The organism is Streptomyces sp. (assembly GCF_031178505.1).
GTDB lineage: Bacteria > Actinomycetota > Actinomycetes > Streptomycetales > Streptomycetaceae > Streptomyces > Streptomyces gulbargensis.
Genome location: NZ_JAPSIW010000021.1, coordinates 1 through 25,171 on the forward strand (window position 1 = coordinate 1; position 25,171 = coordinate 25,171).

At 73.7% G+C, this 25,171-nt stretch carries 22 protein-coding genes; 11 read left to right on the plus strand and 11 right to left on the minus strand.

Features of this window, described 5'->3' with window-relative positions; genetic code table 11:
- The 5 genes from RIF68_RS03720 to RIF68_RS03740 all read left to right on the plus strand — a co-directional run.
- A partial coding sequence (locus tag RIF68_RS03720; protein WP_309049654.1) for an alpha-amylase family glycosyl hydrolase occupies nucleotides 1-989 on the plus strand: 989 nt, incomplete at its 5' end.
- A 172-nt stretch (nucleotides 990-1,161) separates the two neighbouring features.
- Nucleotides 1,162-2,226, plus strand: a complete 1,065-nt coding sequence (locus RIF68_RS03725) for a LacI family DNA-binding transcriptional regulator (RefSeq protein ID WP_309049675.1) — start codon at nucleotides 1,162-1,164, stop codon at nucleotides 2,224-2,226.
- Between the two features lie 123 nt (nucleotides 2,227-2,349).
- Nucleotides 2,350-4,047: a carbohydrate-binding module family 20 domain-containing protein gene (locus RIF68_RS03730; RefSeq protein WP_309049655.1), complete on the plus strand. Its 1,698-nt coding sequence runs from the start codon at nucleotides 2,350-2,352 to the stop codon at nucleotides 4,045-4,047.
- A gap of 68 nt (nucleotides 4,048-4,115) precedes the next feature.
- Nucleotides 4,116-9,410, plus strand: a complete 5,295-nt coding sequence (gene pulA, locus RIF68_RS03735) for a pullulanase-type alpha-1,6-glucosidase (RefSeq protein ID WP_309049656.1) — start codon at nucleotides 4,116-4,118, stop codon at nucleotides 9,408-9,410.
- Between the two features lie 178 nt (nucleotides 9,411-9,588).
- Nucleotides 9,589-9,921 carry an isomerase gene (locus RIF68_RS03740; RefSeq protein WP_309049657.1) on the plus strand — a complete coding sequence of 111 codons (333 nt, stop codon included), beginning with the start codon at nucleotides 9,589-9,591 and terminating at the stop codon, nucleotides 9,919-9,921.
- Here RIF68_RS03740 and RIF68_RS03745 read toward each other — a convergent pair.
- A complete protein-coding gene (locus tag RIF68_RS03745; protein WP_309049658.1) occupies nucleotides 9,906-10,619 on the minus strand; it encodes a TetR/AcrR family transcriptional regulator in 714 nt (237 codons plus the stop codon). The genes RIF68_RS03740 and RIF68_RS03745 overlap by 16 nt on opposite strands.
- A gap of 37 nt (nucleotides 10,620-10,656) precedes the next feature.
- Between RIF68_RS03745 and RIF68_RS03750 the strand changes: the two genes are divergently transcribed.
- Entirely contained in the window at nucleotides 10,657-11,073 is a 417-nt protein-coding gene (locus RIF68_RS03750; protein ID WP_309049659.1) for a hypothetical protein, read from the plus strand.
- A gap of 10 nt (nucleotides 11,074-11,083) precedes the next feature.
- On the opposite strand, the gene RIF68_RS03755 is transcribed toward RIF68_RS03750, so the two are convergent.
- The 4 genes from RIF68_RS03755 to RIF68_RS03770 all read right to left on the minus strand — a co-directional run bounded on the left by RIF68_RS03755 (nucleotide 11,084) and on the right by RIF68_RS03770 (nucleotide 15,994).
- A complete protein-coding gene (locus RIF68_RS03755; protein WP_309049660.1) occupies nucleotides 11,084-12,145 on the minus strand; it encodes a PDR/VanB family oxidoreductase in 1,062 nt (353 codons plus the stop codon).
- Complete coding sequence (locus RIF68_RS03760) at nucleotides 12,145-13,029, minus strand: metal-dependent hydrolase (RefSeq protein ID WP_309049661.1); 885 nt, start codon at nucleotides 13,027-13,029, stop codon at nucleotides 12,145-12,147. The genes RIF68_RS03755 and RIF68_RS03760 overlap by 1 nt, the downstream gene beginning before the upstream one ends.
- Before the next feature lie 110 nt (nucleotides 13,030-13,139).
- Nucleotides 13,140-15,116 carry a hypothetical protein gene (locus tag RIF68_RS03765; RefSeq protein WP_309049662.1) on the minus strand — a complete coding sequence of 659 codons (1,977 nt, stop codon included), beginning with the start codon at nucleotides 15,114-15,116 and terminating at the stop codon, nucleotides 13,140-13,142.
- A 77-nt stretch (nucleotides 15,117-15,193) separates the two neighbouring features.
- Nucleotides 15,194-15,994 carry a tyrosine-protein phosphatase gene (locus tag RIF68_RS03770; RefSeq protein WP_309049663.1) on the minus strand — a complete coding sequence of 267 codons (801 nt, stop codon included), beginning with the start codon at nucleotides 15,992-15,994 and terminating at the stop codon, nucleotides 15,194-15,196.
- Between the two features lie 189 nt (nucleotides 15,995-16,183).
- On the opposite strand from RIF68_RS03770, the gene RIF68_RS03775 reads away from it, so the two are divergent.
- On the plus strand, nucleotides 16,184-16,861 hold the full coding sequence (locus RIF68_RS03775; protein WP_309049664.1) for a hypothetical protein: 678 nt from the start codon (nucleotides 16,184-16,186) through the stop codon (nucleotides 16,859-16,861).
- 91 nt (nucleotides 16,862-16,952) lie between these two features.
- Nucleotides 16,953-18,464, plus strand: a complete 1,512-nt coding sequence (locus RIF68_RS03780) for a PepSY domain-containing protein (protein WP_309049665.1) — start codon at nucleotides 16,953-16,955, stop codon at nucleotides 18,462-18,464.
- Here the strand turns inward: RIF68_RS03780 and RIF68_RS03785 are convergent, their stop codons facing one another.
- The 3 genes from RIF68_RS03785 to glnII form a co-directional block, all read right to left on the minus strand.
- On the minus strand, nucleotides 18,465-19,124 hold the full coding sequence (locus RIF68_RS03785; protein WP_309049666.1) for a winged helix-turn-helix domain-containing protein: 660 nt from the start codon (nucleotides 19,122-19,124) through the stop codon (nucleotides 18,465-18,467).
- Between the two features lie 104 nt (nucleotides 19,125-19,228).
- On the minus strand, nucleotides 19,229-19,351 hold the full coding sequence (locus RIF68_RS03790) for a hypothetical protein (RefSeq protein WP_309049667.1): 123 nt from the start codon (nucleotides 19,349-19,351) through the stop codon (nucleotides 19,229-19,231).
- Nucleotides 19,352-19,539: 188 nt separating this feature from the next.
- On the minus strand, nucleotides 19,540-20,571 hold the full coding sequence (glnII, locus tag RIF68_RS03795; RefSeq protein WP_309049668.1) for a glutamine synthetase: 1,032 nt from the start codon (nucleotides 20,569-20,571) through the stop codon (nucleotides 19,540-19,542).
- Between the two features lie 251 nt (nucleotides 20,572-20,822).
- Here glnII and RIF68_RS03800 point away from each other — a divergent pair, with 251 nt between their 5' ends.
- A complete protein-coding gene (locus RIF68_RS03800) occupies nucleotides 20,823-21,728 on the plus strand; it encodes a Gfo/Idh/MocA family oxidoreductase (protein WP_309049669.1) in 906 nt (301 codons plus the stop codon).
- Nucleotides 21,729-21,753: 25 nt separating this feature from the next.
- On the opposite strand, the gene RIF68_RS03805 is transcribed toward RIF68_RS03800, so the two are convergent.
- The gene (locus tag RIF68_RS03805) at nucleotides 21,754-22,113 is read right to left on the minus strand and encodes an ArsC/Spx/MgsR family protein (protein WP_309049670.1); all 360 of its coding nucleotides are present in this window, start codon (nucleotides 22,111-22,113) and stop codon (nucleotides 21,754-21,756) included.
- A gap of 146 nt (nucleotides 22,114-22,259) precedes the next feature.
- Between RIF68_RS03805 and RIF68_RS03810 the strand changes: the two genes are divergently transcribed.
- Nucleotides 22,260-22,535, plus strand: a complete 276-nt coding sequence (locus RIF68_RS03810; RefSeq protein WP_309049671.1) for a hypothetical protein — start codon at nucleotides 22,260-22,262, stop codon at nucleotides 22,533-22,535.
- A 111-nt stretch (nucleotides 22,536-22,646) separates the two neighbouring features.
- Here RIF68_RS03810 and glnA read toward each other — a convergent pair whose 3' ends face one another.
- Nucleotides 22,647-24,068 (minus strand): type I glutamate--ammonia ligase, encoded by a 1,422-nt coding sequence (gene glnA / locus RIF68_RS03815; protein WP_309049672.1) that lies wholly within the window; start codon nucleotides 24,066-24,068, stop codon nucleotides 22,647-22,649.
- 222 nt (nucleotides 24,069-24,290) lie between these two features.
- Between glnA and RIF68_RS03820 the strand changes: the two genes are divergently transcribed.
- Nucleotides 24,291-24,758, plus strand: a complete 468-nt coding sequence (locus tag RIF68_RS03820; protein WP_309049673.1) for an RDD family protein — start codon at nucleotides 24,291-24,293, stop codon at nucleotides 24,756-24,758.
- Nucleotides 24,759-24,842: 84 nt separating this feature from the next.
- On the opposite strand, the gene RIF68_RS03825 is transcribed toward RIF68_RS03820, so the two are convergent.
- The coding region (locus RIF68_RS03825) for a DUF4191 family protein (RefSeq protein ID WP_309049674.1) at nucleotides 24,843-25,171 on the minus strand (329 nt) is incomplete at its 5' end.

Sequence of the window (25,171 nt, forward strand, 5' to 3'; positions counted from 1 at the left end):
AGGCGGACGGCCTGCCCGACATCGGCGCCCACGACCAGCTGAAGCTGCTCGGCAACGACGTCATGCCCTTCTTCGACCAGGACGGCGTCCACGAGATCTACCGTTCCTGGCGGAAGGTCCTCGCCGAGTACGACGGCGAGCGCATCCTCGTCGCCGAGGCCTGGACGCCGACCGTCGACCGCACGGCGAACTACGTGCGCCCCGACGAGATGCACCAGGCGTTCAACTTCCAGTACCTCGGCACCCACTGGGACGCGGTCGAGCTGCGGACCGTCATCGACGCCTCGCTCGCCGCGATGCGCCCGGTCGGCGCCCCCACCACCTGGGTGCTCTCCAACCACGACGTCACCCGCCACGCCACCCGCTTCGCCAACCCGGCGGGCCTCGGCACCCAGCTGCGCACCCCGGGCGACCGGGAGCTGGGCCTGCGCCGGGCCCGGGCGGCGACCCTGCTCATGCTGGCCCTGCCCGGCTCCGCCTACGTCTACCAGGGCGAGGAGCTCGGCCTGCCGGACGTCACCGACCTGCCCGACGAGGTCCGCCAGGACCCCTCGTTCTGGCGGGCCAGCGGCCAGGACGGCTTCCGCGACGGCTGCCGGGTGCCGATCCCGTGGACCGTCGAGGGCTCCTCGTACGGCTTCGGCGACGGCGGCTCCTGGCTGCCGCAGCCGGCCACCTGGGGGAGCTTGAGCGTCGAGGCGCAGACCGGCGACCCGGGCTCCACCCTGGAGCTGTACCGCAGCGCGCTCGCCGTCCGGCGTGAGCGCCCCGAGCTCGGTGCGGGCGACTTCGTCGAGTGGCTGGAGGCACCCGAGGGTGTGCTCTCCTTCCGCCGCGGCGGATTCGTCTGCACCGCCAACACCACCGGCCGGGCCATCTCCGTCCCGCTGCCCGGCCGGTATCTCCTCTCCAGCGAGGACATCAGGATCGACACCGCCGGCGGCACCGCCGAGGTGCCCGCCGACACCACCGTCTGGTGGGCGGCGTGACGATCCCCCAGCCGCGGGGGGGGGGGGGGCGCGGCCCCCCCCGCCCGGGCCCCGCGGGCCCCCCCGGGGGGCCGGCGGCCCCCCCCCCCGCCACCCCCCCCGGCGCCGGCCGCCCCGGGACGGACCCGGCCAACCCGGGCGGCCTCCCCGGCGGCGCCGAGCAGCAGGACGGCTGACCCGGGACCGGACCGCCCGGACCGCCCCCCCGCGGCTCGCGGACATCGCGGCCCAGTCCGGCGTCAGCGAGGCCACCGTCAGCCGCGTCCTCAACGGCAAGGCGGGCGTGGCCGGCGCGACCCGGCACAAGGTGCTCGCGGCGCTCGACGTGCTGGGCTACGAACGTCCCGTACGGCTCAAACGCCGCAGCGCCGGGCTCGTCGGCCTCGTCGTGCCCGAGCTGACCAACCCGATCTTCCCGGCCTTCGCGCAGGTCGTCGAGCAGGTCCTGGCCGGGCACGGCTACACCCCCGTGCTCTGCACGCAGATGCCCGGCGGTGCCACCGAGGACGAGCTGGTCGACCAGCTCGTCGAGCGCGGCGTGGCCGGCATCGTCTTCCTCTCCGGGCTCCACGCCGACGCCTCCGCCGACCCCACCCGCTACGCGCGGCTGACCGAGCGGGGCGTGCCGTTCGTCCTCATCAACGGCTACAACGAGCGCATCGACGCCAACTTCGTCTCGCCCGACGACCGGGCCGCCGCCCGCATGGCCGTACGGCACCTGGTCGAACTCGGCCACGAGCGGATCGGGCTCGCCGTCGGCCCCACCCGGTACGTGCCCTCGCGCCGCAAGGCCGAGGGTTTCACGGCCGAACTCCACGAACTCCTCGGCATCGAACGGGACGAGGCCGAGCGGTTCATCCGGCCCACCCTGTTCGGCGTCGAGGGCGGCCACGCCGCCGCCGACATCCTGCTGCGCGAAGGCTGCACGGGCATCGTCTGCGGCTCCGACCTGATGGCGCTCGGGGTCATCCGGGCGGTCCGGGCCCGCGGCCTCGACGTGCCCCGCGACGTCTCCGTCGTCGGCTTCGACGACTCGCCGCTCATCGCCTTCACCAGCCCGCCGCTCTCCACCGTCCGCCAGCCGGTGCAGGCGATGGCGACGGCCGCCGTCGGCGCGCTCCTGGAGGAGATCGAGGGCAACCCGGTGCAGCGCACGGAGTTCGTGTTCCAGCCGGAGCTGGTGGTGCGCGGTTCCACCGCCCAGCCGCCCGGCCGGGAGCCGCAAGTCCTTTCGTAACAACTTGCGTTGCGGCGTCCGGAGGGTTGACCGGGCGTCGGGGCACTCGTACGGTCACGGCTGAAAACAGTTGCTGAAGCTTTCGGCAACTTCTTGCGACATCGACGTCGTACAGGAGGAAGCATGGCCAGAAGGACCGTGGCCGCCGCGCTCGCCCTCGTGGCGGGAGCCGCTGTGGCCGTCACGGGGAACACCCCGGCCCAGGCCACCCCGCCCGGCGAGAAGGACGTCACCGCGGTGATGTTCGAATGGAACTTCGCCTCCGTGGCCCGCGAATGCACCGACCGTCTCGGCCCCGCCGGTTACGGCTACGTCCAGGTCTCGCCGCCTCAGGAGCACCTCCAGGGCAGCCAGTGGTGGACCTCGTACCAGCCGGTCAGCTACAAGATCGCCGGCCGCCTCGGTGACCGCGCCGCGTTCAAGAACATGATCGACACCTGCCACGCCGCGGGCGTCAAGGTCGTCGCCGACTCCGTCATCAACCACATGGCGAACGGCTCCGGCACGGGAACGGGCGGGACCCCGTTCTCCAAGTACGACTACCCCGGCCTCTTCTCGGGCGCCGACATGGACGACTGCCGCGCCCCGATCTCGAACTACCAGGACCGGGCCAACGTCCAGAACTGCGAACTGGTCGAGCTCCCCGACCTCGACACCGGCGAGGACTACGTCCGGGGCCGGATCGCCGGCTACCTCAACGACCTCCTCTCGCTCGGCGTCGACGGCTTCCGCATCGACGCGGCCAAGCACATGCCGGCCGCCGACCTCGCGAACATCAAGTCCCGGCTGACCAAGCCGGACGTGTACTGGAAGCTGGAGGCCATCCACGGCGCCGGCGAGGCCGTCTCCCCGAGCGAGTACCTCGGCAGCGGTGACGTCCAGGAGTTCCGCTACGCCCGCGACCTCAAGCGGATCCTGCAGAACGAGAAGCTCTCCTACCTCAAGAACTTCGGCGAGGCCTGGGGTTACATGCCCTCCGGCCAGTCCGGTGTCTTCGTCGACAACCACGACACCGAGCGCGGCGGCGACACCCTGTCCTACAAGGACGGCGCGCAGTACACCCTCGCCTCCGTCTTCATGCTCGCCTGGCCGTACGGCTCCCCGGACGTCCACTCCGGCTACGAGTGGACCGACAAGAACGCCGGCCCGCCGGGCGGCGGCCGCGTGAACGCCTGTTACAGCGACGGCTGGAAGTGCCAGCACGCCTGGCGCGAGATAGCGTCCATGGTCGGCTTCCGCAACACCGCCCGCGGCCAGGCCGTCACCCAGTGGTGGGACAACGGCAACAACGCCATCGCGTTCGGCCGCGGCTCCAAGGCGTACGTGGTCATCAACCGCGAGTCCTCGGCCCTCGGCCGCACCTTCCAGACCTCGCTGCCCGCCGGCACCTACTGCGACGTCCAGTCCGGCAACCCCGTCACGGTGAACGCCGCCGGCCAGTTCACCGCCACCCTCGGCGCCCACACCGCGCTCGCCCTGCACACCGGTGCCACCGGCTGCGGCAGCGGCACCACCCCGCCCCCGGCCACCGCCGGCGCCTCCTTCAACGTCACCGCCACCACGGTGGCCGGCCAGAACATCCACGTCACCGGCAACCGTGCCGAGCTCGGCAACTGGAACCCGGCCGCCGCCCCGAAGCTCGACCCGGCCGCGTACCCCGTGTGGAAGCTCGCCGTGAACCTGCCCGCCGGCACGGTCTTCGAGTACAAGTACGTCCGCAAGGACGCGGCCGGGAACGTGACCTGGGAGTCCGGCGCCAACCGCACCGCGACCGTCCCCGCCTCCGGCCAGGTCGTCCTGAACGACACCTTCCGCAACTGAGCCGTCCACCCCAGGGGCCGCCCCGCCGGGGCGGCCCCCCTCTTCCCGTACCTCCAGGGAGCTCCCCCGTGATACGCAAGAGAACGGCGGTCGCCCTGGCCGCCGCCCTGTGCGCGGCCCTCGTGCCCGCCCTCCCGGCCGGCGCGGCCCCCCGCCCGCCCGCCCCGCCCTCCGACCGGGCCCTCGCGGCGCAGCCCGCCCGCCAGGACCTCACCCGCGAGCAGTTCTACTTCGTCCTGCCCGACCGCTTCGCCAACGGCTCCACCGCCAACGACCGCGGCGGACTGACCGGCGGACGCCTGGAGACCGGCTTCGACCCCTCCGACAAGGGCTTCTACCAGGGCGGCGACCTCAAGGGCCTCACCCGGCGCCTCGACTACATCAAGGGCCTCGGCACCACCGCCATCTGGATGGCGCCGATCTTCAAGAACCGGCCCGTGCAGGGCACCGGCAAGGACGCCTCGGCCGGCTACCACGGCTACTGGATCACCGACTTCACCCAGGTCGACCCGCACTTCGGCACCAACGAGGACCTGGAGAAGCTGATCGAGGCCGCCCACGCCAAGGGCATGAAGGTCTTCTTCGACGTCATCACCAACCACACCGCCGACACCGTCGACTACGCCGAGAAGAAGTACGGCTACCGGCCCAAGGGCGCCTACCCGTACCTCGACAAGGACGGCCGCCCCTTCGACGACCGCACGGCCGTCGGCCGGGTCGACGCCGACTCCTTCCCGTACACCCCGGTCGAGAAGGCGAACACCAAGGTCCCGGCCTGGCTCAACGACCCCACGATGTACCACAACCGGGGCGACTCCACCTGGGCCGGCGAATCCGCCGAGTACGGCGACTTCGTCGGCCTGGACGACCTGTGGACCGAGCGCCCCGAGGTCGTCGAGGGCATGAAGCGGATCTACGAGAAGTGGGTCCACGACTTCAAGATCGACGGTTTCCGCATCGACACCGTCAAACACGTGGACCTGGACTTCTGGACCCAGTGGGCCACCGCGCTCGACGCCTACGCGAAGAAGCGGGGCCGCGAGGACTTCTTCATGTTCGGCGAGGTCTACTCCGCCGACCCCGCCGTCACCGCCCCCTACGTCACCCGCGGCCGGCTCGACTCCACCCTGGACTTCCCCTTCCAGGACGCGGCCCGCGCCTTCGCCTCCCAGGGCGCGGGCGCCGACCGGCTCGCCCGGGTCTTCGCCCAGGACTACCGCTACACCACCGACAAGGCCAACGCCTACGAGCAGGTCACCTTCCTCGGCAACCACGACATGGGCCGCTTCGGAGGCTTCCTGGAGCAGGACAACCCGAACGCCTCCGACGCCGAACTCGTCCGCCGGGCCACCCTCGCCAACGAGCTGATGTTCTTCTCGCGCGGCAACCCGGTGATCTACTACGGCGACGAGCAGGGCTTCACCGGTCCCGGCGGCGACAAGGACGCCCGCCAGACCCTCTTCGCCTCACGGACCGCCGACTACCTCGACGACGACCAGCTCGGCACCGACCGCACGCACGCCACCGACGCGTACGACACCGGACACCCCCTCTACCGGTCCGTCGCCGCCCTGTCGAAGCTCACCAAGGCGCACCCCGCCCTGCGCGACGGCATCCAGCGGGAGCGGTACGCCGAGGGCTCCGTGTACGCCTTCACCCGCACCGACGCCGGGGACCGCACCGAGTACCTGGTCGCCGCCAACAGCTCCACCGCGCCCAGGACCGTCACCGTCCCCGTCGACGCCACCGCCTTCACCACCCTGTACGGCGGCCGGGGCGCCGTCACCGCGAAGGACGGGGCCGTCACCGTCACCGTCCCCGCCCTCTCCTCCCTGGTCCTGCGGGCCGACGCCCCGCTCCCGGCCCCGGCCACCGGCCCGTCGGTCACCCTGAAGGCCCCGGCCGCCGGATCCACCGGCACCGTCGAGATCACCGCCGGCGTCGACGGCGGCGGCCTCAACCGGGTCGTCTTCGCCGCGCAGACCGGAGACGGCCGCTGGCAGACCCTCGGCACCGCCGACCACGCCCCCTACAAGGTCACCCACCACGTCACCGCGCCCGCCGGCACCCCGCTCCGCTACAAGGCCGTCGCCGTCGACGCCGCCGGACGCACCGCGAGCGCCACCGCGTCCACCACGGCCGGCGCGCCCCCCGCCCCCGAGAAGCCGGTGGCCGTCGAGCGGCCCTACGCCGTCGTCCACTACCAGCGGCCGGACGGCGACTACGACGGCTGGAAGCTGAAGGCGGCCGGCCAGGAAGCCGCCTTCACCGGTCGGGACGCCCACGGCGCCTTCGCCTGGGTGAAGGTCCCCGAGGGTGCCTCCTCGATCCCGTACACCGTCGAGAAGGACGGCACCGCCGACGGCCCGCAGCGCAGCATCACCCTCGGCCGCACCGGCGAGGTCTGGATCACGCAGGGCCGTGACGGCCAGTCCGACACCGCCCCCGCCCCGGCGCCCCAGGACAGGACCAAGGCCGTCCTCCACTACCAGCGCGCCGACGGGAACCACGACGGCTGGGGCCTCCACACGTGGACCGGCGCCGCCCAGCCCACCGACTGGTCCAAGCCCCTCATGCCGACCCGCGTCGACGCCTACGGCGCCGTCTTCGAGGTGCCGCTCGCCGAGGGCGCGAGCACCCTCTCGTACATCCTCCACAAGGGCGACGAGAAGGACCTGCCCACCGACCAGTCCCTCGACCTCGCCACCCACGGTCACGAGGTCTGGCTGCTCGGCGGACAGCAGCAGTACCTCCTGCCGATGGCCGGCGGCACCCCGAACCTCGACCTCACCAAGGCCGAGGCCCAGTGGATCGACCGGAACACCGTCGTCTGGAAGGTCAAGGCCACCGAGGCCACCAGCCAGCAGCTGGTGTACGCCGAGAACGGCGGGATCACCGTCACCGACGGCGCCCTGAGCGACGAGGGCCGCTGGCTGCGCCTCAACCCCGGCACCCTCACCGACGCCCAGAAGGCGAAGTTCCCGCACCTCAAGGACCATCCGGCCTTCACCGTCGACCCGCGCGACGCCGACCGGGTCCGCTCCTCCCTGCGCGGCCAGCTCGTCGCCACCCAGCGGGCCGCCAACGGCGCCCTGCTCGCCGCCACCGGCGTGCAGACCGCCGGCGTCCTCGACGACCTGTACGCGCGGAAGGCGACGAGGGCCGCCCTCGGCCCCGTCTTCCGCGACGGCCGCGTCACCCTCTCCGTCTGGGCCCCCACCGCCCAGTCCGTCGCCCTCGAACTCGACGGCAGGACCGTGCCCATGCGGCGCGACGAGGCCGCCGGCGTCTGGTCCGTCACCGGCCCGAAGTCCTGGTCCGGAAAGCCGTACCGGTACGCGGTGAAGGTCTGGGCGCCCACCGTCGGGAAGATCGTCCTCAACAAGGTCACCGACCCCTATTCCACCGCCCTCACCACCGACTCCACCCACAGCCTCGCCGTCGACCTCACCTCCCCGGCGCTGGCCCCCAAGGGCTGGAAGGACCTGCGCAAGCCGGCCCCCGTGCCGCTGCGCGACGCCCAGATCCAGGAGCTGCACGTCCGCGACTTCTCGATCGCGGACCGTACGGCGAACCCGGCGCACCGCGGCACCTACCTGGCCTTCACCGACAAGGACAGCAAGGGCTCGAAGCACCTCAAGGCGCTCGCCGACTCCGGCACCTCCCACGTCCACCTGCTGCCGGTCTTCGACATCGGCACCGTTCCCGAGAAGAAGTCCGCGCAGACCGCCCCCGCCTGCGACCTGAAGGTCTACGCCCCCGACTCCGAGGAGCAGCAGGCCTGCGTGGCCGCCGCCGCGGCCAAGGACGCCTACAACTGGGGCTACGACCCGCTGCACTACACGGTCCCCGAGGGCTCCTACGCCACCGACCCGGACGGCACCCGCCGCACGGTCGAGTTCCGGCGGATGGTCCAGGCCCTCAACGGCCAGGGCCTGCGCACCGTGATGGACGTCGTCTACAACCACACCGTCGCCGCCGGGCAGTCGGACAAGTCCGTCCTCGACCGGATCGTGCCCGGCTACTACCAGCGCCTCCAGGCCGACGGCACCGTCGCCACCTCCACCTGCTGCGCCAACACCGCGCCCGAGAACGCGATGATGGGCAAGCTCGTCGTCGACTCGGTCGTCACCTGGGCCAAGCAGTACAAGGTCGACGGCTTCCGCTTCGACCTCATGGGCCACCACCCGAAGGAGAACATCCTCGCCGTCCGCAAGGCGCTCGACGCGCTCACCGTCGAGAAGGACGGCGTCGACGGCAAGGCGATCATCCTCTACGGCGAGGGCTGGAACTTCGGCGAGGTCGCCGACGACGCCCGCTTCGTCCAGGCCACCCAGAAGAACATGGCCGGCACCGGCATCGCCACCTTCTCCGACCGGGCCCGCGACGCCGTCCGCGGCGGCGGCCCCTTCGACGAGGACCCCGGCGTCCAGGGCTTCGCCTCCGGTCTCGCCACCGACCCCAACTCCTCGCCCGGCAACGGCTCCCCGGAGCAGCAGAAGGCCCGCCTCCTGCACTACCAGGACCTCATCAAGGTCGGCCTGTCCGGCAACCTCGCCTCCTACACCTTCACCGACACCTCCGGGCGTACGGTCAAGGGCTCCGAGGTCGACTACAACGGCTCCCCGGCCGGCTACGCCGCCGCCCCCGGAGAGGCCCTCGCCTACGCCGACGCCCACGACAACGAGACCCTGTACGACGCGCTCGCCTTCAAGCTCCCGGCGGACACCTCCCCGGCGGACCGGGCCCGCGCCCAGGTCCTCGCCATGGCGACGGCCACCCTCTCGCAGGGCCCGGCGCTCTCCCAGGCCGGCTCGGACCTGCTGCGCTCCAAGTCCCTCGACCGCAACTCCTACGACAGCGGCGACTGGTTCAACGCCGTCCACTGGGACTGCCGGGACGGCAACGGCTTCGGCCGCGGCCTCCCGCCGGCCGCCGACAACAAGGCCAAGTGGCCCTACGGCAAGCCGCTGCTCACCCACCCGTCCCTGACGGTCGGCTGCGCCGAGATCGACGGCGCGTCCGCCGCCTACCGGGACCTCCAGAAGATCCGTACCGGCGAGCCGGCGTTCTCCCTGGCCACGGCGGGCCAGGTGCAGGAGTCCCTGTCCTTCCCGCTCTCCGGGCCCGCCGAGACCCCGGGCGTGATCACCATGCGCCTCGGTGACCTGGTGGTCGTTCTCAACGCCGCCCCGCGGGCCCAGGCGCAGACGGTCCCCGGCCTCGCCGGGAAGGCGTACGCGCTCCACCCGGTCCAGGCGAACGGCTCCGACCCGGTGGTCAGGTCCGCCTCGTACGCGGCCGGTTCCGGCACCTTCACGGTCCCGGCCCGGACGGTCGCGGTCTTCAAGGCCACGGGCTGACCGGCACCTCGCCCGAGGCCGCCGCCCCGGCACCGGAACCCTCCGGTGCCGGGGCGGCGGCGCGTCGGGCGGGCGACCCGGGGCCCCCGTACGTGTCCGCCCGTCGGAAGGTCACTTGTGCGGTCGGGGCGATCCCCGTCAGGGTGTGGCCCGACACCGTCCTCACCGGGAGTGACCCATGCCGCAGATCACCGTCGACTACTCCGCGCCCCTCGACCGGCGCGGCTTCGCGCTCGCCCTGCACCCGCTGGTCGTGGAGACCGTCGACACGAAGCCCGAGGCCTGCAAGACCCGCTTCCGCGAGGTGGAGGAGGCGGTCGTCGGGGACGGCTCCACCGAGGACGCCGTCGTCCACGTCGAGATCGCCCTGCTCGCCGGCCGCGCGGACGAGGTCAAGGCGCGGCTCTCGGAGGCCGTGCTCGACCTGCTGCCCCGCCACCTGAAGACGGCCGACGGGGTACGGCTCTCGGTCGAGGTCCGCGACCTCGAACCGTCCTACCGCAAGCGCTGATCCGGCACCCGGGGCAGCAGCGCGGAGAGCCGCGTCACCAGGTCCGCGAAGGGCCCGTCGGCCGGCTCCCCGGCGAGGATGCCGATCAGGACGTCCGCCACCTCCGCGTCGTACGCGGCGCTCACCGCGGCCAGCGCCGCGAAGTCGTGCACGAGCTGCAGCTCCAGCTCCTCGCGCGGCACCCGGCGGCCGTCCAGCCACAGCAGGGCCGTCGACTCGGCGAGCGACACCCAGGAACGGACGACCAGTTCGAGCCGGGGCGAGGGGCCGCGGACCTCCAGGTGCGCGAGGATCTGCTCGTAGGCGGCCTGCCGCACCTCGTCGATCATCGCGTTCGTCGTGGACGAGCCCACGGCCGGGCCGCCGCGCATCAGCGCCGCGAACCCCGGCCCGTGGTCGTCCACGAAGTCGAAGAACCGGCCCATCACCCGCAGCAGCCGCGCGCCCAGCGGGCCCTGCGGGGGCTCCAGGAAGCGGGCGGCGAGCTCGTCGGCCGCGCGCCGCAGCGCCGCCTCGTACAGGCTCTGCTTGCCGGGGAAGTAGTGGTACACCAGGGGGCGCGAGATGCCGGCGGCCGCAGCGATCTCGTTGATGGACACCTCGTCGGGGGAGCGGTGGCTGAAGAGTTCGAGGGCCACCCCGATCAGCTGCTGCTTGCGCTCCTCGACGCCCATCCTGCGGCGTACCCCGGTCGTCATGCGAACAGCCTAACGGGGTCCGTTACGCTCCTGGTCCATGAGCGCTTCCGAGCAGGACACCCCGGCCGCCGAGGCCCCGGAGGACGACGACCGGAGCCGGGACCAGGACCCGGAGCGGAACGAGGGCCAGGACGCGGAGCGGGACGGGGGCCGGGACCCGGACGCGGAGCGGGACGAGGACCCGGCCGGCGCGGGCGGTGGGCTCACCCCGAAGCAGGCCCGGAGGCTGCGCGTCGCCGCCGCCTCGGTCCTGCTCGTCGCGATGGCCGTCGTCCTGGCCGTCCGGCTGGCGAGCCGCACCTCCGTGCTGGTCGTCGGCGTGTACGGCCTGGCGATGATCCTCTGCGGTGTGGTGATCGAGCTCTCCCGCAACGGGCGGACGCGCCTGGGCACCTGGCTCCTGGTCGGCGGCCTCCTCGCCGCGCTCGCCTTCGACTGGCTGATCCTCCCGTAGGGGAGCGGGACTACAGGTCGAGCACGAGCCGGCCGCCCGCCGACCGGGACACGCAGATCAGCATCGAGTCCTTCCGCTCCGCGTCGGTGAGCAGCTCGTCCCGGTGGTCGACCTCGCCCGCCAGGACCCGCTGCCGGCAGCTGCCGCAGAAGCCCTGGCGGCAGGAGTACGCCACGTCCGGCAGCTCGTCCCGCACCGCCGCCAGGACCGACCGGTCCGCCGGCACGGTCACCGTCCGCCCGGAGCGCCGCAGTTCGACCTCGAAGGCGCTGCCGCCGGCCGGCGCGGAGGCCGTGAAGCGCTCCAGGCGCGGCTCGCGGCCCTCCGGCATCGCCGCCGCCACGGCCGCCATCAGCCCGTCGGGCCCGCAGCAGTACACGGCCGTCTCGGGCGGCAGTTGGGCGAGGAACGCGAGGTCGGGGCGGCCCGACTCGTCCTCGGCCGCCACCGTCACCCGGTCGCCGCCGAGCCGTTCGACCTCCGCCAGGTACGGCATGGTGGCCCGGCTCCGGCCGCCGTACACCAGCCGCCAGTCCGCCCCGGCCGCCTCGGCGGCGCGCACCATCGGCAGGAGCGGGGTGATGCCGATGCCGCCGGCGACGAAGACGTACGAGGGCGCGGCGGCGAGCGGGAAGCGGTTGCGGGGTCCCCGGATCTCGACCTCCGCGCCCGGGCGCAGCCGCTCGTGCACCTCGCGCGAGCCGCCCCGGCCGCCCTGCCCCTCCTCGACGAGCCGGGTCGCGATCGTGTACGCGCCGCTGTCGGCCGGGTCGCCGCAGAGCGAGTACTGCCGGACGAGCCCGGAGGGCAGCACCAGATCGACATGGGCGCCCGGCTGCCAGGAGGGCAGCCGCTCGCCTTCGAGGCGGAGCTCCACGACCCCCTCGGCGGGCGTGGCGCGGCCGGTGACCAGGACGCGCCGGGGGACGGTGGCACCGCGCCCGTACCCGGACACCGGCTCGTCGAGGGCCGGCATGGGCCACAGCGGGGCGGTGCCCATCCGGCGGCGCACCGCACGGCGGACCAGCAGCGCGGCCCCGGCGGCCAGGGCGACGGTGGTGAACCGGGGCATCAGCGGCCTCCGTTGGCGCCGGGGGAGGAGGCGAGGTAGGCCAGGGCCTGCGCGGTGTCGCCCTCCTGGGACGGGTGGTAGGAGCGGCTGAGGTACCGGGGGATCGAGCGCAGCATGGCCGGGGTGGAGGGCAGCACGCCCTCGCGGCCCCGGCGGACGAAGTCCGCGAAGGAGGCCTTCGGGTCGAGCAGGTTCGGGTCGTTCTCCAGGAAGAAGCGGACCCCGCGCTGCCAGAGGAAGACGAGCGCGGAGAAGGCCAGCGCCCAGGTGCGGGCGCGGCGCCGGTAACCGCCGTCCAGGTGCAGGAAGAGTTCGAAGGCGACCGCGCGGTGCTCGACCTCCTCCGCGCCGTGCCAGCGCAGCAGGTCCAGCATCGTCGGGTCGGCGCCGCGCCGGTCCAGCTCGTCGGCGTTGAGGACCCAGTCGCCGAGGAAGGCCGTGTAGTGCTCGATGGCGGCGATGAGGGCGACCCGCTCCTTCAGCCACCAGCGGCGCGCCCGGCCGGGCGGCAGTGTGCGGTCGCCGAGGAGCTTCTCGAAGAACCAGTCCACCTGCGCGGTGTACGGGGTGGGGTCGAGGCCCAGCTTCCGCAGGTGCGGGAGGACGTCGTCGTGGGCCTGGGAGTGCACCGCCTCCTGGCCGATGAAGCCGATGACGTCCTCGCGGAGCCGGTCGTCGGTGATGTACGGCAGCGCCTGCTTGTACACGTGCACGAACCACCGCTCGCCGGCCGGGAGCAGCAGGTGCAGCACGTTGATGGTGTGGGTGGTGAAGGGGTCGCCGGGAACCCAGTGCAGGGGGGTCTCCTGCCAGTCGAAGGCGACCTTGCGGGCCTTGAGTCCGACGTGTTCCGACGCCACCGGTGCGGGCTGCGTATTAGACATGGCGTCAATGTACTGAGCGGTAGACGGGCGGCCAAGGGGCGTGCGCGCGCTTTCTGGCCCCGCCCCGGCCCCGCCTCCGGCTCGCCCCCGCCCCGCCCCGGCCCCGCCGCTCACCGCAGCGCCGTCACCCGCGTCCCGTCCTCCAGCGTCCCCGTCACCTCCGCCCGGCTCCCCTGCGCCGCCCGTACGGCGAGGAGGTGCCCCTCCGCGTGCCCCCGGACCCCGCCCGACAGGTCCAGCGACGCGACGTCCTCCGTACCCGCCGCCAGCACGTGCCAGGTCCCGCTCGGGGCGCGCCACAGCACGCCGGCCAGCACGCGCGGGTCCCGCACGCCGCAGGCCGGGGAGTCGTCGGAGCGGGCCACCGTCACGGCCGGCGCCCCGGACGGCTTCGTCCCGGCGGGCAGCGCAGGCGCGAACTGGGCCAGGACCCGGGTGCCCGCACCCCGCCACGTCTCCGCCCGGGTGCACAGCCAGGACGCCCGCCCCGCTCCCTCCGGCAGCGCCTGCCGGGCGAACCGCCAGGCCCGCACCGACCGCACCCCGTGGCCCCGGACCACCGCCAGAGCGCAGGCCGTCCGCGCCCACTCCCGCCGCGCCTCCGCACCCGTCGGGTCCACGGGCGCGGCCGGCGGACCCCACAGGAGCCGGGCCGGCGCCACCTCGCCCAGGTCCGTGAGGACCCACCGCCCCGAACCGTCCCCCACCTGGAGGGTGTTCCAGCGGACGCACCCCTGCGCCCGCGCCGGACTCGGCAGCGGCTCGGTCACCCCGGACGCGTCCCGCGCGAGCGGCCACGGCTCCTTCGCCGGCATCAGCAGGTCCCGTACCGCCGTCTCCCGTACCCACGGCGCCGTCAGATAGCGGACGTTCTCCGCCGTGCGGGAGACCACCAGCGCCGCCGCGCCGGCCGCGTCGGCCGCGTCCGTCCGCGCGAAGTCCAGTGCCGCGCCCGCCGTCCCCTCCACCGGCTCCGCGTACCGCACCACCCGCAGCCCGTCGTGGAACAGCACCACCCGGACCCCGTCCAGCACCCCCGCGAACAGCAGCTGCGGCGGCCCCATCGGCGGCCCCACCGGCGTCCCCGGCGTCGCCGCGGAACGGACCGCGCCGCTCGGCCGCGCCCACACGGCAAGGGCCCGCCGCAGCAGCGCCCGGTCCCCGGCCAGCGCGCCCCGCGCGGGCCACACCGAGAAGTCCCGCCGCGTGGAGTCCCGCCAGAGCGCCGCCGGGACCCGCTTCACCTGCCCCGGGTCGAGTGCCGCCTCCGCCGCCGGGTTGCGGGCGTACCAGGGCGCGGCGGCCCCGTTCCTGCCCCAGCCGTCACCGGGCAGCCCCAGCAGCGTCCCGCAGACCACCAGCGCCGCCGCCGCGACCAGCGCCGCCCGGCCGTGCCGGCGGCGCCGCATCAGGTCCGTCGGGCGGGCCTGGAGCGAGCACGGGTCGAACTCGGGGGACTCCAGGAGCGCCGCCCCGCCGGCCCGGTCCGCCGCGCCCGTGGCCTCCGCCTCCCCGGCCACCGCGGCGTCCACCCCGTCCGCCTCCGCGAGCGCCGCCGCCGGTTCCGCCACGCCCGCCGCCGCCAGCACCCGCAGCACCTCCGCGTCCCCCTGCCGCTCCAGACCGCGCAGCACGTACGCGGCCCGCCCCGGCCCGGACACCGCCGACAGGAGCTGGTCCAGGGCGAGTTCGTCCGCGCCGCCCACCCGGGGGAAGAGGCGGAGCCCCCACACCTGCGGCAGCAGCGGCGGGAACTGCGCCCGGCGCGGCAGGGCCCGCCGCCGCAGCGGCAGCCCGGCCACCAGCGCCTGGCGCAGCACCTCTCCCCGTACGTACGCGTACCCGGGGTCGACCGCGTCCTCCGGGCGCCGGGGGCCGGGCACCGCCGCACCCGGCACGCGCCGGCGCGGCAGCGCGCGCTGGACGAGCGCGTGCGCCGTCACCACCCGGCGGTTGCGCCCCAGCGTCGGCGGCAGGACCAGATAGGCGATGCGGACGAGGCGCGGATAGCGCTCCACGAGCGCGGCCTCTGCCTGCTCGACGTCGACGGGGCCGATGGACGAGGGGGCGACATCCTGGATGCTCACCTTCAGCAGAACGAGCGATTCTTGCGATGGTCACCTTGGGCCCGCACGCGGCGCCCCGGCCGCCGCCCGGCCGTCCCTCAGGCGGCGCGGACCGTGAGCCGCTGCCGGATCAGCTCCGTCACCTCGTCCGGCACGCCGAGCCCGTCCCGTACGTACGCCTCCATCGACCCGTGCCGCACCGCCACCTCGTCCAGGGCCGCGTCCAGGTATTCCGGCAGCACCCCGATGAGCTCCAGGGCCAGCTCGGGGTCGCCGCCCTGGGCGATGAACCCTTCGATCATCGGCGCGAACGCCTGCCGCACCGCCGTGTTCACCGCCAGGTACTCGCCCCGGACGGTCTCCTCGTCCGCCCCGAGGAGCGACAGCAGCACCACCGCCGCCCACCCCGTACGGTCCTTGCCCGCCGTGCAGTGGAACAGCAGCGGCCCGGCGCCGGGCCGGCCCAGCTCGCCCAGCAGCGCGCGGTACGAGGCCCGCGCCGAAGCCCCCGACACGAAGGTCCGGTAGGTGCGCGCGAAGGCCTTGCGCGCCCGGCCCCCGCCCAGGTGCTCCTCCGCGAGGGCGGGGTCGGCGAGCAGCTCCTTGAGCCGCGCGGCGGGCGGCAGGCCGCTGCTGGCCAGCCGGTCCGCCAGCACGTCCGCGACGAGCAGCCGCGCTCCCTCCGGCAGCCGGTCGGGCCGCTCGGCGCGCTCCGCGTCCGTCCGGAAGTCCACGACGGTACGGATGCCGAGCGCGGCCACCACCGGCTCGGCCGCGTCCAGCCGGTCGAGCTGCGCCGAGCGGAGGGCGAGCCCGGGGCGGACGCTGCGGCCCGGGCCGAGCGGCAGGCCGCCGAGATCGCGGAGATTGGCGACGGAGACGGCGGGAAGGGCGGGCATGGCGTCGGCTCCTCCGGGGGCGGTGCGTACGGACGCTTTTCCGCCGACCGTAGTGGATGGAGCGGGTTCGGGCAGGTCAGCGGTTCCGGCGGGTGGCGGCCCGGCCCTTCGTCGGGCGGTCCCTCGGGGAGGGACACCCCGGGGAGGCGGTCTTCAGGGGCCGGCGGCCGGGTGACACCATGGCGGGCGATGACGGATGCCCGGTCGCCGCTGCGCGCCCTGCGAGCCGCGCTCTTCGCGGTGGTGTGCGTGGCACTGTCCGCCGTGGGGCATTCGTCCATGTCTGCCCACCCCCTGCCGCCGCTCGCCCTGCTCGCCGCCTTCGCGGTGACCACGGGCGCCGCCTGGGCCGCGGCGGGCCGCCGCCGGGGGCCGGTGACCATCGCCGGCGCGCTGCTCGTCCTCCAGGGCGCGCTGCACCTGACCTTCTCGGCCGCGGGCGGCCACGCGCCGGCCCCGGCCGCCACCCCGGCCGCCCACGCCGGGCACGCGCTCGGCCACGGACACGGCGCGCACACCACCATGGACATGGCGCACACCGTCCCCGGCGCCGCGCCCGGCCCGGGCGCAGGCATGCTCGCCGCCCACCTCCTCGCCGCGCTCCTCTGCGGCCTCTGGCTCGCCCGGGGCGAGGCCGCCCTCTTCACCCTCGCCCGCGCCGCCCTCGCGTACGCCTTCACCCCGCTGCGCCTGCCGCTCGCCCTCGTCCCGGTGCCGGACGCCCCGCGCGGGCCGGTGCGCCGGACCCGGCGCGACGCGCCCGAGCCGCACTCCGTCCTCCTCGCCCACGCCCTCTCGCGGCGCGGTCCGCCCCGGCCGCCGGCACCCCGCGCCACGGCCCTCGGAGCACGCACAGCACACGTCTGACCGGGGGTCGCCCACCCCTGCCGGCGATCACGCCGGCGTCGGACCACCGCACGCGTCGTACGCCGACGCGCGCCTGTCTCCAAGGACCGTCATGACCCTCGACGACCTCGCGCGCCCGGAAACCCCGGGCACGCCACCCCCGGCGGACCCGCACCCCGCCGCCGGGCCCGGCGCCACGCACGCCGGTACACCGGCCGACCCCCCCGCCGCCGGGCCGGGCGGCCGCCCCGGCACCTGGGCCGCCCTGCGCCCCCTCGTCCTCCGCGTCCACTTCTACGCGGGCGTCCTCGTCGCCCCCTTCCTCCTCGTGGCAGCCGTGAGCGGCCTCCTCTACGCCCTCTCGTTCCAGGCCGAGAAGGTGGTGTACGCCCACGAACTGGAGGTCCCCGTCGGCGCCACCACCCTGCCGCTGGAACAGCAGGTGCGCCTCGCCCGCGAGGTCAACCCGAACGGCACCGTCACCGCCGTCCGCCCCGGCGCCGAACCGGGCGCGACCACCCGCGTCCTGATGGCCGACCCCGACGTCCCCGAGGGCACCTCGCTCGCCGTCTTCGTGGACCCGTACACCGGTGACATCCGCGGGCAGCTCCCCAGCTACGGCAGCTCCGGTGCGCTCCCGCTGCGGACCTGGATCGACGGACTGCACCGCGATCTGCACCTCGGGGACCTCGGCCGGAACTACAGCGAGCTCGCCGCGAGCTGGCTGTGGGTGGTCGTCCTCGGCGGACTGTTCCTCTGGTTCGGCCGGCGCCGCGCGAAGCGCCGCACCCTGGTCCTGCCCGAGCGTGGTCCGAAGTCCCGTCGCCGTACCCTCTCCTGGCACGGTTCGGTCGGCCTGTGGGCCGCCCTCGGCCTGCTCCTGCTCTCCGCCACCGGACTGACCTGGTCGCGGTACGCGGGGGAGAACATCGGCTCCGTCCAGGACCGTCTCGGCGGCGCCACCCCCACCCTCGCGGCGGAGCTCGCGCCCGCCCGGGGCGCCGGCGGTCCCACGGGTCACGAGGGCCACGAGGGTCACGAAGGCCACGGCACGGGCACGGCGGCGAACGCCCCGGCCACGGACATCGGCCTGGACCGGGCGGTCGCCGCGGCCCGCGCCGCCGGCATCGACAGCCCCTCGATATCGGTCTCCCCGCCGGCGGACGGCAAGGGGTACGTGGTCAAGGAGACCGACACGCAGTTCCCGGTCGAGCTGGACGCGGTGGCCCTGGACCCGGCCGACGGCACGGTCGTCGACCGCCTCCGCTTCGCGGAGTACCCCGTCCTCGCCCAGCTCACCCGGATCGGCATCGACGCCCACACCGGTGTCTTCCTCGGCCTGTTCAACCAACTGGCCCTGGCAGCCCTCGCGCTGGCGCTGATCCTGCTCATCCTGTGGGGCTACCGCATGTGGTGGCTGCGCCGCCCGGGCCGTCCGGTCGCGCGCGGCACCTGGCGGCGGATCCCGGCCACCCTGCTGCTGCCCTGCGCGGCGGCCACCGCCCTGGTGGCCTGGTTCGTCCCGCTGCTCGGCGTCAGCCTGCTGCTGTTCCTCGCCGTCGACCTCGGCCTCGCCCTGAGGGCGAGGCCGAGGTCCCGGTACCGGGCCCGGCGAACGGCCTGATCAGGGCACGTACTTGTAGCCGACCCGCCGTACGGTCTGGATCGTACGGCGGTGCTCGGCGCCCAGCTTGCGGCGCAGCCGCGCCACGTGGACGTCGACCGTACGGCCGTCGCCGACGTGTCCGTACCCCCACACCGTCGTGACCAGCCGGTCCCGGCTGTGCACCCGGTGGGGGTGCGCCACCAGGTGGGCGAGCAGCTCGAACTCCAGGTACGTGAGGTCGAGCGCCCGCCCGTCCACGAGGGCGATCCGCCGCTCGCCGTCGATGACGACGGGGCCCGCCGCCTCCGCCACCGGCGCCGGCTGCGCGGTCGGCGCCGGCCCGGGCTGCGGACGGGCCGCGTACGCCTGCGCGGACGGGAACTCCACCTTCAGCGGGGGCTGTTCGTCGGCGGGGACGAGGACGAGGTAGCCGACCATCGGCGGGCGGCCGGGCAGGACCGGCAGCGCGTGCGGCGGCGCGGGCAGCAACTGGGCGCCCGGCGGCAGGAAGCCGGCGACCCGGGCGAGCCCGGCGGCCTCGTCGGGGTCGACGGCCCGCAGCCGGTGCCGGCCCGGCCGGAGCCCGGCGGACAGCGGGGAACCGGTCAGGGGGGCGGCGGTCGGGGAGGAGGCGACGGGCACGGAGGCAGGGGCGGGTGCGGTCTGGGTGGGGACCATGGGATTCTCAGCTCTTTCGCGCGAAATGACGGACGGTCAACGTCGTACGTGTCATGCGCGGCGGCCGAAGGCCGAAGGATCGGAACCGTTTCCGATCGGAGGCTTTAGAGGGCCGGCGCGTTCGTCGCGCGGCAACACACCCGGTCGAAATCGTGGTGCTGGCGGGAGGGCCAGAACGGCTGGAGGTCGTAGCGACCCGTCGCGGTGTCGTTCTTCGTGGCGGCCATATCCCTACTCTACTACTGGGGAACCGGATCGGTCCCGGACCGTCCGAAGGACAAGACGACGAAGGCCACGCGGCGGACACACGGCCGCAACGGACCGGCCACGTACGCCGCCGCCCGGCCCCGCGCACGGCGAGAGGGCGCCCGCCGTCACGAACGGCGGACGCCCTCTCCCGTCGGGCGGGTGCGGATCAGACCTGGCCGGCCTTCTCCAGGGCCTCGCAGCAGGTGTCCACCATGAGGCGGGTCACCACGTACGGGTCCACGTTCGCGTTCGGACGGCGGTCCTCGATGTAACCCTTGCCGTCCTGCTCCACCTGCCACGGGATGCGGACCGAGGCGCCTCGGTCCGAGACGCCGTAGGAGTACTGGTCCCACGGAGCGGTCTCGTGCAGACCCGTCAGGCGGTCGTCGATGCCCGCGCCGTAGTTCTTGACGTGGTCGAGCGGCTTCGAGCCCTCACCGAGCGCCTCGCAGGCGGTGATGATCGCGTCGTAACCCTCGCGCATGGCCTTGGTGGAGAAGTTGGTGTGCGCGCCCGCGCCGTTCCAGTCGCCCTTCACCGGCTTCGGGTCGAGCGTCGCGGCCACGTTGAAGTCCTCGGCCGTGCGGTAGAGCAGCCAGCGGGCCACCCACAGCTGGTCGGCGACCTCCAGCGGCGCCAGCGGGCCGACCTGGAACTCCCACTGGCCGGGCATGACCTCGGCGTTGATGCCGGAGATGCCGAGACCGGCCTTCAGGCAGTTCTCCAGGTGCGCCTCGACGATCGGACGGCCGTGGATCTCGTCCACGCCGACGCCGCAGTAGTAGCCGCCCTGCGGGGCCGGGAAGCCGTTGACCGGGAAGCCGAGCGGACGGGTGCCCTCGAAGAAGGTGTACTCCTGCTCGATGCCGAAGATCGGCTCCTGCGCGGCGTAACGGGCGTACGTCTCCGCCAGCGCGGCGCGCGTGTTGGAGGAGTGCGGCGTCATGTCCGTGTTGAGGACCTCGCACAGCACCAGGATGTCGTTGCCGCCGCGGATCGGGTCCGGGCAGGAGAAGACCGGCTTGAGCACGCGGTCCGAGGCGTGGCCCTCGGCCTGGTTCGTGCTGGAACCGTCGAAGCCCCAGATCGGCAGCTCCTCCAGGGCGAGACCCTCACCGGCGATGATCTTCGTCTTCGAGCGAAGCTTGGCGGTCGGCTCGGTGCCGTCGATCCAGATGTACTCAGCCTTGAAGGTCACGGGTCTCATCCTTTGGCGTGCTGCTGCGGGTTCTCGTACTCGCGGCGGCTCGCTGCGCTGCGAGAAGCTGCGGTCTCGTTCTGCGCGCAGCTTGGCAACACGGGATTTCCCTTCGGTTGCCCGTTTGTGAACCCCGTGTTACTCGGCCCTCCCGGCGCCGGTGGTCCCGGAGTGCCGCCGACGGCCCGCCGGGGGCCCGGGCGGCGACGGCCCCGCGTCCGCTGTCGGCGGGGCACGGCAGACTGGGGAGCATGGCGGATCACCTGGGCGCGAAGCCCCGCATCGGACTCCTCGGCACCGGCCCCTGGGCCGCCCGCACCCACGCCCCGGCGCTCGCCGCCCACGAGGGCGTCACCTTCGCGGGCGTGTGGGGCAGACGCCCCGAGGCGGCCCGTGAGCTCGCCGCGGCCTCCGGCACGCGCGCGTACGAGGACGCGGACGCGCTCATCGAGGCCTGCGACGCCGTCGCGCTCGCCCTCCCGCCGGACGTGCAGGCCCCGCTGGCGGCCCGGGCCGCGCGGGCCGGCCGGCACGTCCTTCTCGACAAGCCGGTCGCCACGACGGTGCCGGCGGCCCGTGAGGTCGCCGGGGCGGTGGAGGCCGCCGGGGTCGCCTCGGTGGTCTTCTGCACCCTCCGCTTCGCCGAGCCCACCGCCCGCTGGATCGACGCGCAGGCGCGGGCCGGCGGCTGGTTCCTGGGCGAGGCGCACTGGCTCGGCTCCCTCTACGGACCGGGGTCCGCCAGCCCGTACGCGGCCTCGCCCTGGCGGCGGACCAAGGGCGGCCTGTGGGACGTGGGCCCGCACGTCCTCTCCGTCCTCCTGCCGGTCCTCGGTGACGTCACCGGTCTCACCGCCGTCCGGGGCCCCGGCGACCTCCACCACCTGGTCCTGCGGCACGCCTCGGGCGCGAGCAGCACCGCCACGCTCACGCTCGGCGCCCCGCCGGAGGCGGCGGAGGCCTCGCTCACCCTGCACGGCACCCGGGGCCGCGCCGAACTGCCCGGCTGGAACGGGGCGGTGGACGCCTTCGGAGCGGCCGTCGACGCCCTCGTCACCTCCGCCCGCACCGGCGTCCCGCACGCCTGCGACGCCCGTTTCGGCCTGCGCCTCACCGAGATCCTGGCCGAGGCGGAGAACACGGCCCCCGCCCCCTGACCGGCGCCCCCGGCCGGACCGGGTCTCAGCGGGAGAGGGCGTCCCGCACGGCCTCCTCCGACCGGCCGACGACCGCCGTCCCGTCGTCCGCGGTGATGATCGGCCGCTGGATGAGCTTCGGGTGCGCGGACAGCGCCTCCACCCACCGGTCGCGGTGCTCCGCGTCCCGCGGCCACTCCTTCACCCCGAGCTCCTTGGCGACCGGCTCCTGGGTGCGGGTGATGTCCCACGGTTCGAGCCCGAGCCGCTCCAGGACCTCCCGGATCTCGTCGGGCGTCGGTACGTCCTCCAGGTAGCGCCGCACGGTGTAGTCGGCGCCCTCCGCGTCGAGCACACCGAGCGCGCCACGGCACTTGGAACAGGCGGGATTGATCCAGATCTCCATGGGCGTACGGTACCCCCCCGACCGCCTTCCACCACCCCCCAAACACCCTCTGGCCAGGGGCGATTGTCAGTGGGGGCCACTAAAATGGGGGGTGAGAGCGAGGGCCCCGGGGAGGGCCCCGCCCACCGTTCGCCAGGAGGTAGCCCATGGCTCTCGCCGTGATCCGGACACCGTCCCCCGAACCCTGGACGCCCCTGCGGAAGAAGCCGCTTCCCCCGGGCCGCCCCCGCGAGTGGTACGTGACGCACAACCGGCGCCTGAAGGCGATGCGCCTCGCCATCGCCCTGCTGGACTCCGGTGTGTACATCCCGTCGAAGGCGACCGACGCGACCATACGGAACACCGCGCACAGCCTGGGCATCCACCCGCCCTCCGACACCACCTGCCGCATGGTCCGCGCCCTCATCCGCCACGGCCGCTGACCCGGCGCGGGCCCGTCCCGCCCCCGGACACGGCGAAGGCCGCCACCCCCGACTGCGGGGTGGCGGCCTTCGGCGGCTTCAGCGGCCTGTGGCGCGGCTCGGCGGCACGGCTTAGAGGTCGAAGTAGAGCTCGAACTCGTGCGGGTGCGGGCGGAGCTGGATCGGGGCGATCTCGTGGGTGCGCTTGTAGTCGATCCAGGTCTCGATGAGGTCGGAGGTGAAGACACCGCCGGCCTGGAGGTACTCGTTGTCCTCCTCCAGGGCCTTGAGGACGGCCTCGAGGTTGGTCGGGACCTGCGGGACGCTCGCGTGCTCCTCGGGGGCCAGCTCGTAGAGGTCCTTGTCGATCGGCTCCATCGGCTCGATCTTGTTCTTGACGCCGTCCAGGCCCGCGAGGAGCAGGGCGGAGAAGGCGAGGTACGGGTTCGAGGACGGGTCCGGCGCGCGGAACTCGACGCGCTTGGCCTTCGGGTTCGAGCCCGTGATCGGGATGCGCATGGCGGCGGAGCGGTTGCGCTGCGAGTAGACCAGGTTGACCGGCGCCTCGAAGCCCGGGACCAGACGGTGGTAGGAGTTCACCGTCGGGTTGGTGAAGGCGAGCAGCGACGGGGCGTGCTTGAGGATGCCGCCGATGTAGTAGCGGGCGGTGTCCGACAGGCCCGCGTAACCGGCCTCGTCGTAGAACAGCGGGTCGCCGTTCGACCACAGCGACTGGTGGACGTGCATGCCCGAGCCGTTGTCACCGAAGATCGGCTTCGGCATGAAGGTCGCGGTCTTGCCGTTGCGCCAGGCGACGTTCTTGATGATGTACTTGAACAGCATCAGGTCGTCGGCCGCCGCGAGCAGCGTGTTGAACTTGTAGTTGATCTCCGCCTGGCCGGCGGTGCCCACCTCGTGGTGCTGGCGCTCGACCTGCAGGCCGACCTTCTCCAGCTCCAGGGACATCTCCGAGCGCAGGTCGGCGAAGTGGTCGACCGGCGGGGCAGGGAAGTAGCCGCCCTTGTAGCGGACCTTGTAGCCCCGGTTGTCCTCCTCCTTGCCGGTGTTCCAGGCGCCGGCCTCGGAGTCGATGTGGTAGAAGCCCTGGTTCGCCGAGGTCTCGAAGCGGACCGAGTCGAACACGTAGAACTCGGCCTCGGGGCCGAAGTACGCGGTGTCGGCGATGCCGGTGGAGGCCAGGTACGCCTCCGCCTTCTTCGCGATGTTCCGCGGGTCACGGCTGTACTGCTCGCCCGTGATCGGGTCGTGGATGAAGAAGTTGATGTTGAGCGTCTTGTCCCGGCGGAACGGGTCCAGGCGGGCCGTCGACAGGTCGGCGCGCAGCGCCATGTCGGACTCGTGGATGGCCTGGAAGCCGCGGATCGACGAGCCGTCGAAGGCCAGCTCCTCGGACGGGTCGAAGGCGGTCGCCGGGATCGAGAAGTGCTGCATCACGCCGGGCAGGTCGCAGAAGCGGACGTCGACCATCTTGACGTCCTCGTCCTTGATGAACTTTGCGACCTCGTCGGCGTTCTGGAACCCGTGCTTGGACATCCAACTCCTCCTACTCCCGGCCCGGGGAGGGGCGGGGTTGCAGCTCGGTCGTGCGGCCGGTGCGGTGGCACACGCTCGGTCCCGACCATAGGCAGACGGGATTTCTCCAGCATGACCCATTTGTTTCGTCGAAGTTAACCGGGACGGCTCGTACCCCGTCGTGTCGGGTCCCATCCCCACCCGGACCGAAGTGATCGAAAAGGGGCGCAGTACCGTGGTCGGGTGGACAACAGGCAAGCACTCGGATCGTGGCTCTCCGGCCCCCGTGCCGCGGCGGAGCAAGCAGGCGTGGACTTCGGGTACCGGGGGCAGCAGCTCGGGCTGCCCGAGGAGGGGTCCGGTTCGATCGCCCGCCCCGGGCGGCGGCTCGGTGCCCTCGCCGTGGACTGGGGCCTGTGCCTGCTGATCGCATACGGTCTGATCACCGACGGCTACAGCCAGGCCACCGGCAACTGGGCGCTCGGCATCCTGCTCGTCCTGAGCGTGCTGACCGTCGGCACCATCGGCTCCACCCCCGGGAAGCGGATCTTCGGCCTGCGGGTCGCGTCGGTGCACGGCGGCCGGCTGAGCCTCCCGCGCGTGGCGCTCCGCTCGCTGCTGGTCTGCCTGGCGATCCCCGCCCTCATCTGGGACCGTGACGGGCGCGGCCTGCACGACCGCCTCTCCGGCGCCGTCCAGGTCCGCGTCTGAGCGCCGCCGCCCACGTATCGCGTACACGGAACGGCCCCGGACCTCAGTGGTCCGGGGCCGTTCTCCGTCCGTCCTCCGGGCGGGTCAGCGCATCTTTCCGCCGCGCGGCATCCGCATGCCCTTCGGCATCGGACCCTTGGGCAGGGGCATGTTGCTCATGAGGTCGCCCATCGCGCGCAGCCGGTCGTTGGCCGCGGTGACCTGCGGGCCGGTGAGCACGCGGGGGAGCTTGAGCATGGTGGTGCGGACCTTCTTCAGGGGGACCTGGCCCTCACCGTCACCGACGATGATGTCGTGCACCGGCACGTCCACCACGATGCGGTTCATCTTCTTCTTCTCGGCCGCCAGCAGGCTCTTGACCCGGTTCGGGTTGCCCTCGGCGACGAGCACGATGCCCGCGCGGCCCACCGCCC

What these genes read in the sequence shown, in the direction of transcription:
- RIF68_RS03800 (WP_309049669.1), top strand. Translation starts at nt 20,823, where the DNA reads ATGGCGGATCACCTGGGCGCGAAGCCCCGCATCGGACTCCTCGGCACC.
- RIF68_RS03780 (WP_309049665.1), top strand. Translation starts at nt 16,953, where the DNA reads ATGACCCTCGACGACCTCGCGCGCCCGGAAACCCCGGGCACGCCACCC.
- RIF68_RS03775 (WP_309049664.1), top strand. Translation starts at nt 16,184, where the DNA reads ATGACGGATGCCCGGTCGCCGCTGCGCGCCCTGCGAGCCGCGCTCTTC.
- RIF68_RS03750 (WP_309049659.1), top strand. Translation starts at nt 10,657, where the DNA reads ATGAGCGCTTCCGAGCAGGACACCCCGGCCGCCGAGGCCCCGGAGGAC.
- RIF68_RS03730 (WP_309049655.1), top strand. Translation starts at nt 2,350, where the DNA reads ATGGCCAGAAGGACCGTGGCCGCCGCGCTCGCCCTCGTGGCGGGAGCC.
- glnA (WP_309049672.1), bottom strand. Translation starts at nt 24,068, where the DNA reads ATGTCCAAGCACGGGTTCCAGAACGCCGACGAGGTCGCAAAGTTCATC.
- RIF68_RS03785 (WP_309049666.1), bottom strand. Translation starts at nt 19,124, where the DNA reads ATGGTCCCCACCCAGACCGCACCCGCCCCTGCCTCCGTGCCCGTCGCC.
- RIF68_RS03790 (WP_309049667.1), bottom strand. Translation starts at nt 19,351, where the DNA reads ATGGCCGCCACGAAGAACGACACCGCGACGGGTCGCTACGACCTCCAG.
- RIF68_RS03740 (WP_309049657.1), top strand. Translation starts at nt 9,589, where the DNA reads ATGCCGCAGATCACCGTCGACTACTCCGCGCCCCTCGACCGGCGCGGC.
- RIF68_RS03770 (WP_309049663.1), bottom strand. Translation starts at nt 15,994, where the DNA reads ATGCCCGCCCTTCCCGCCGTCTCCGTCGCCAATCTCCGCGATCTCGGC.
- RIF68_RS03745 (WP_309049658.1), bottom strand. Translation starts at nt 10,619, where the DNA reads ATGACGACCGGGGTACGCCGCAGGATGGGCGTCGAGGAGCGCAAGCAG.
- RIF68_RS03810 (WP_309049671.1), top strand. Translation starts at nt 22,260, where the DNA reads ATGGCTCTCGCCGTGATCCGGACACCGTCCCCCGAACCCTGGACGCCC.
- RIF68_RS03760 (WP_309049661.1), bottom strand. Translation starts at nt 13,029, where the DNA reads ATGTCTAATACGCAGCCCGCACCGGTGGCGTCGGAACACGTCGGACTC.
- RIF68_RS03805 (WP_309049670.1), bottom strand. Translation starts at nt 22,113, where the DNA reads ATGGAGATCTGGATCAATCCCGCCTGTTCCAAGTGCCGTGGCGCGCTC.
- RIF68_RS03755 (WP_309049660.1), bottom strand. Translation starts at nt 12,145, where the DNA reads ATGCCCCGGTTCACCACCGTCGCCCTGGCCGCCGGGGCCGCGCTGCTG.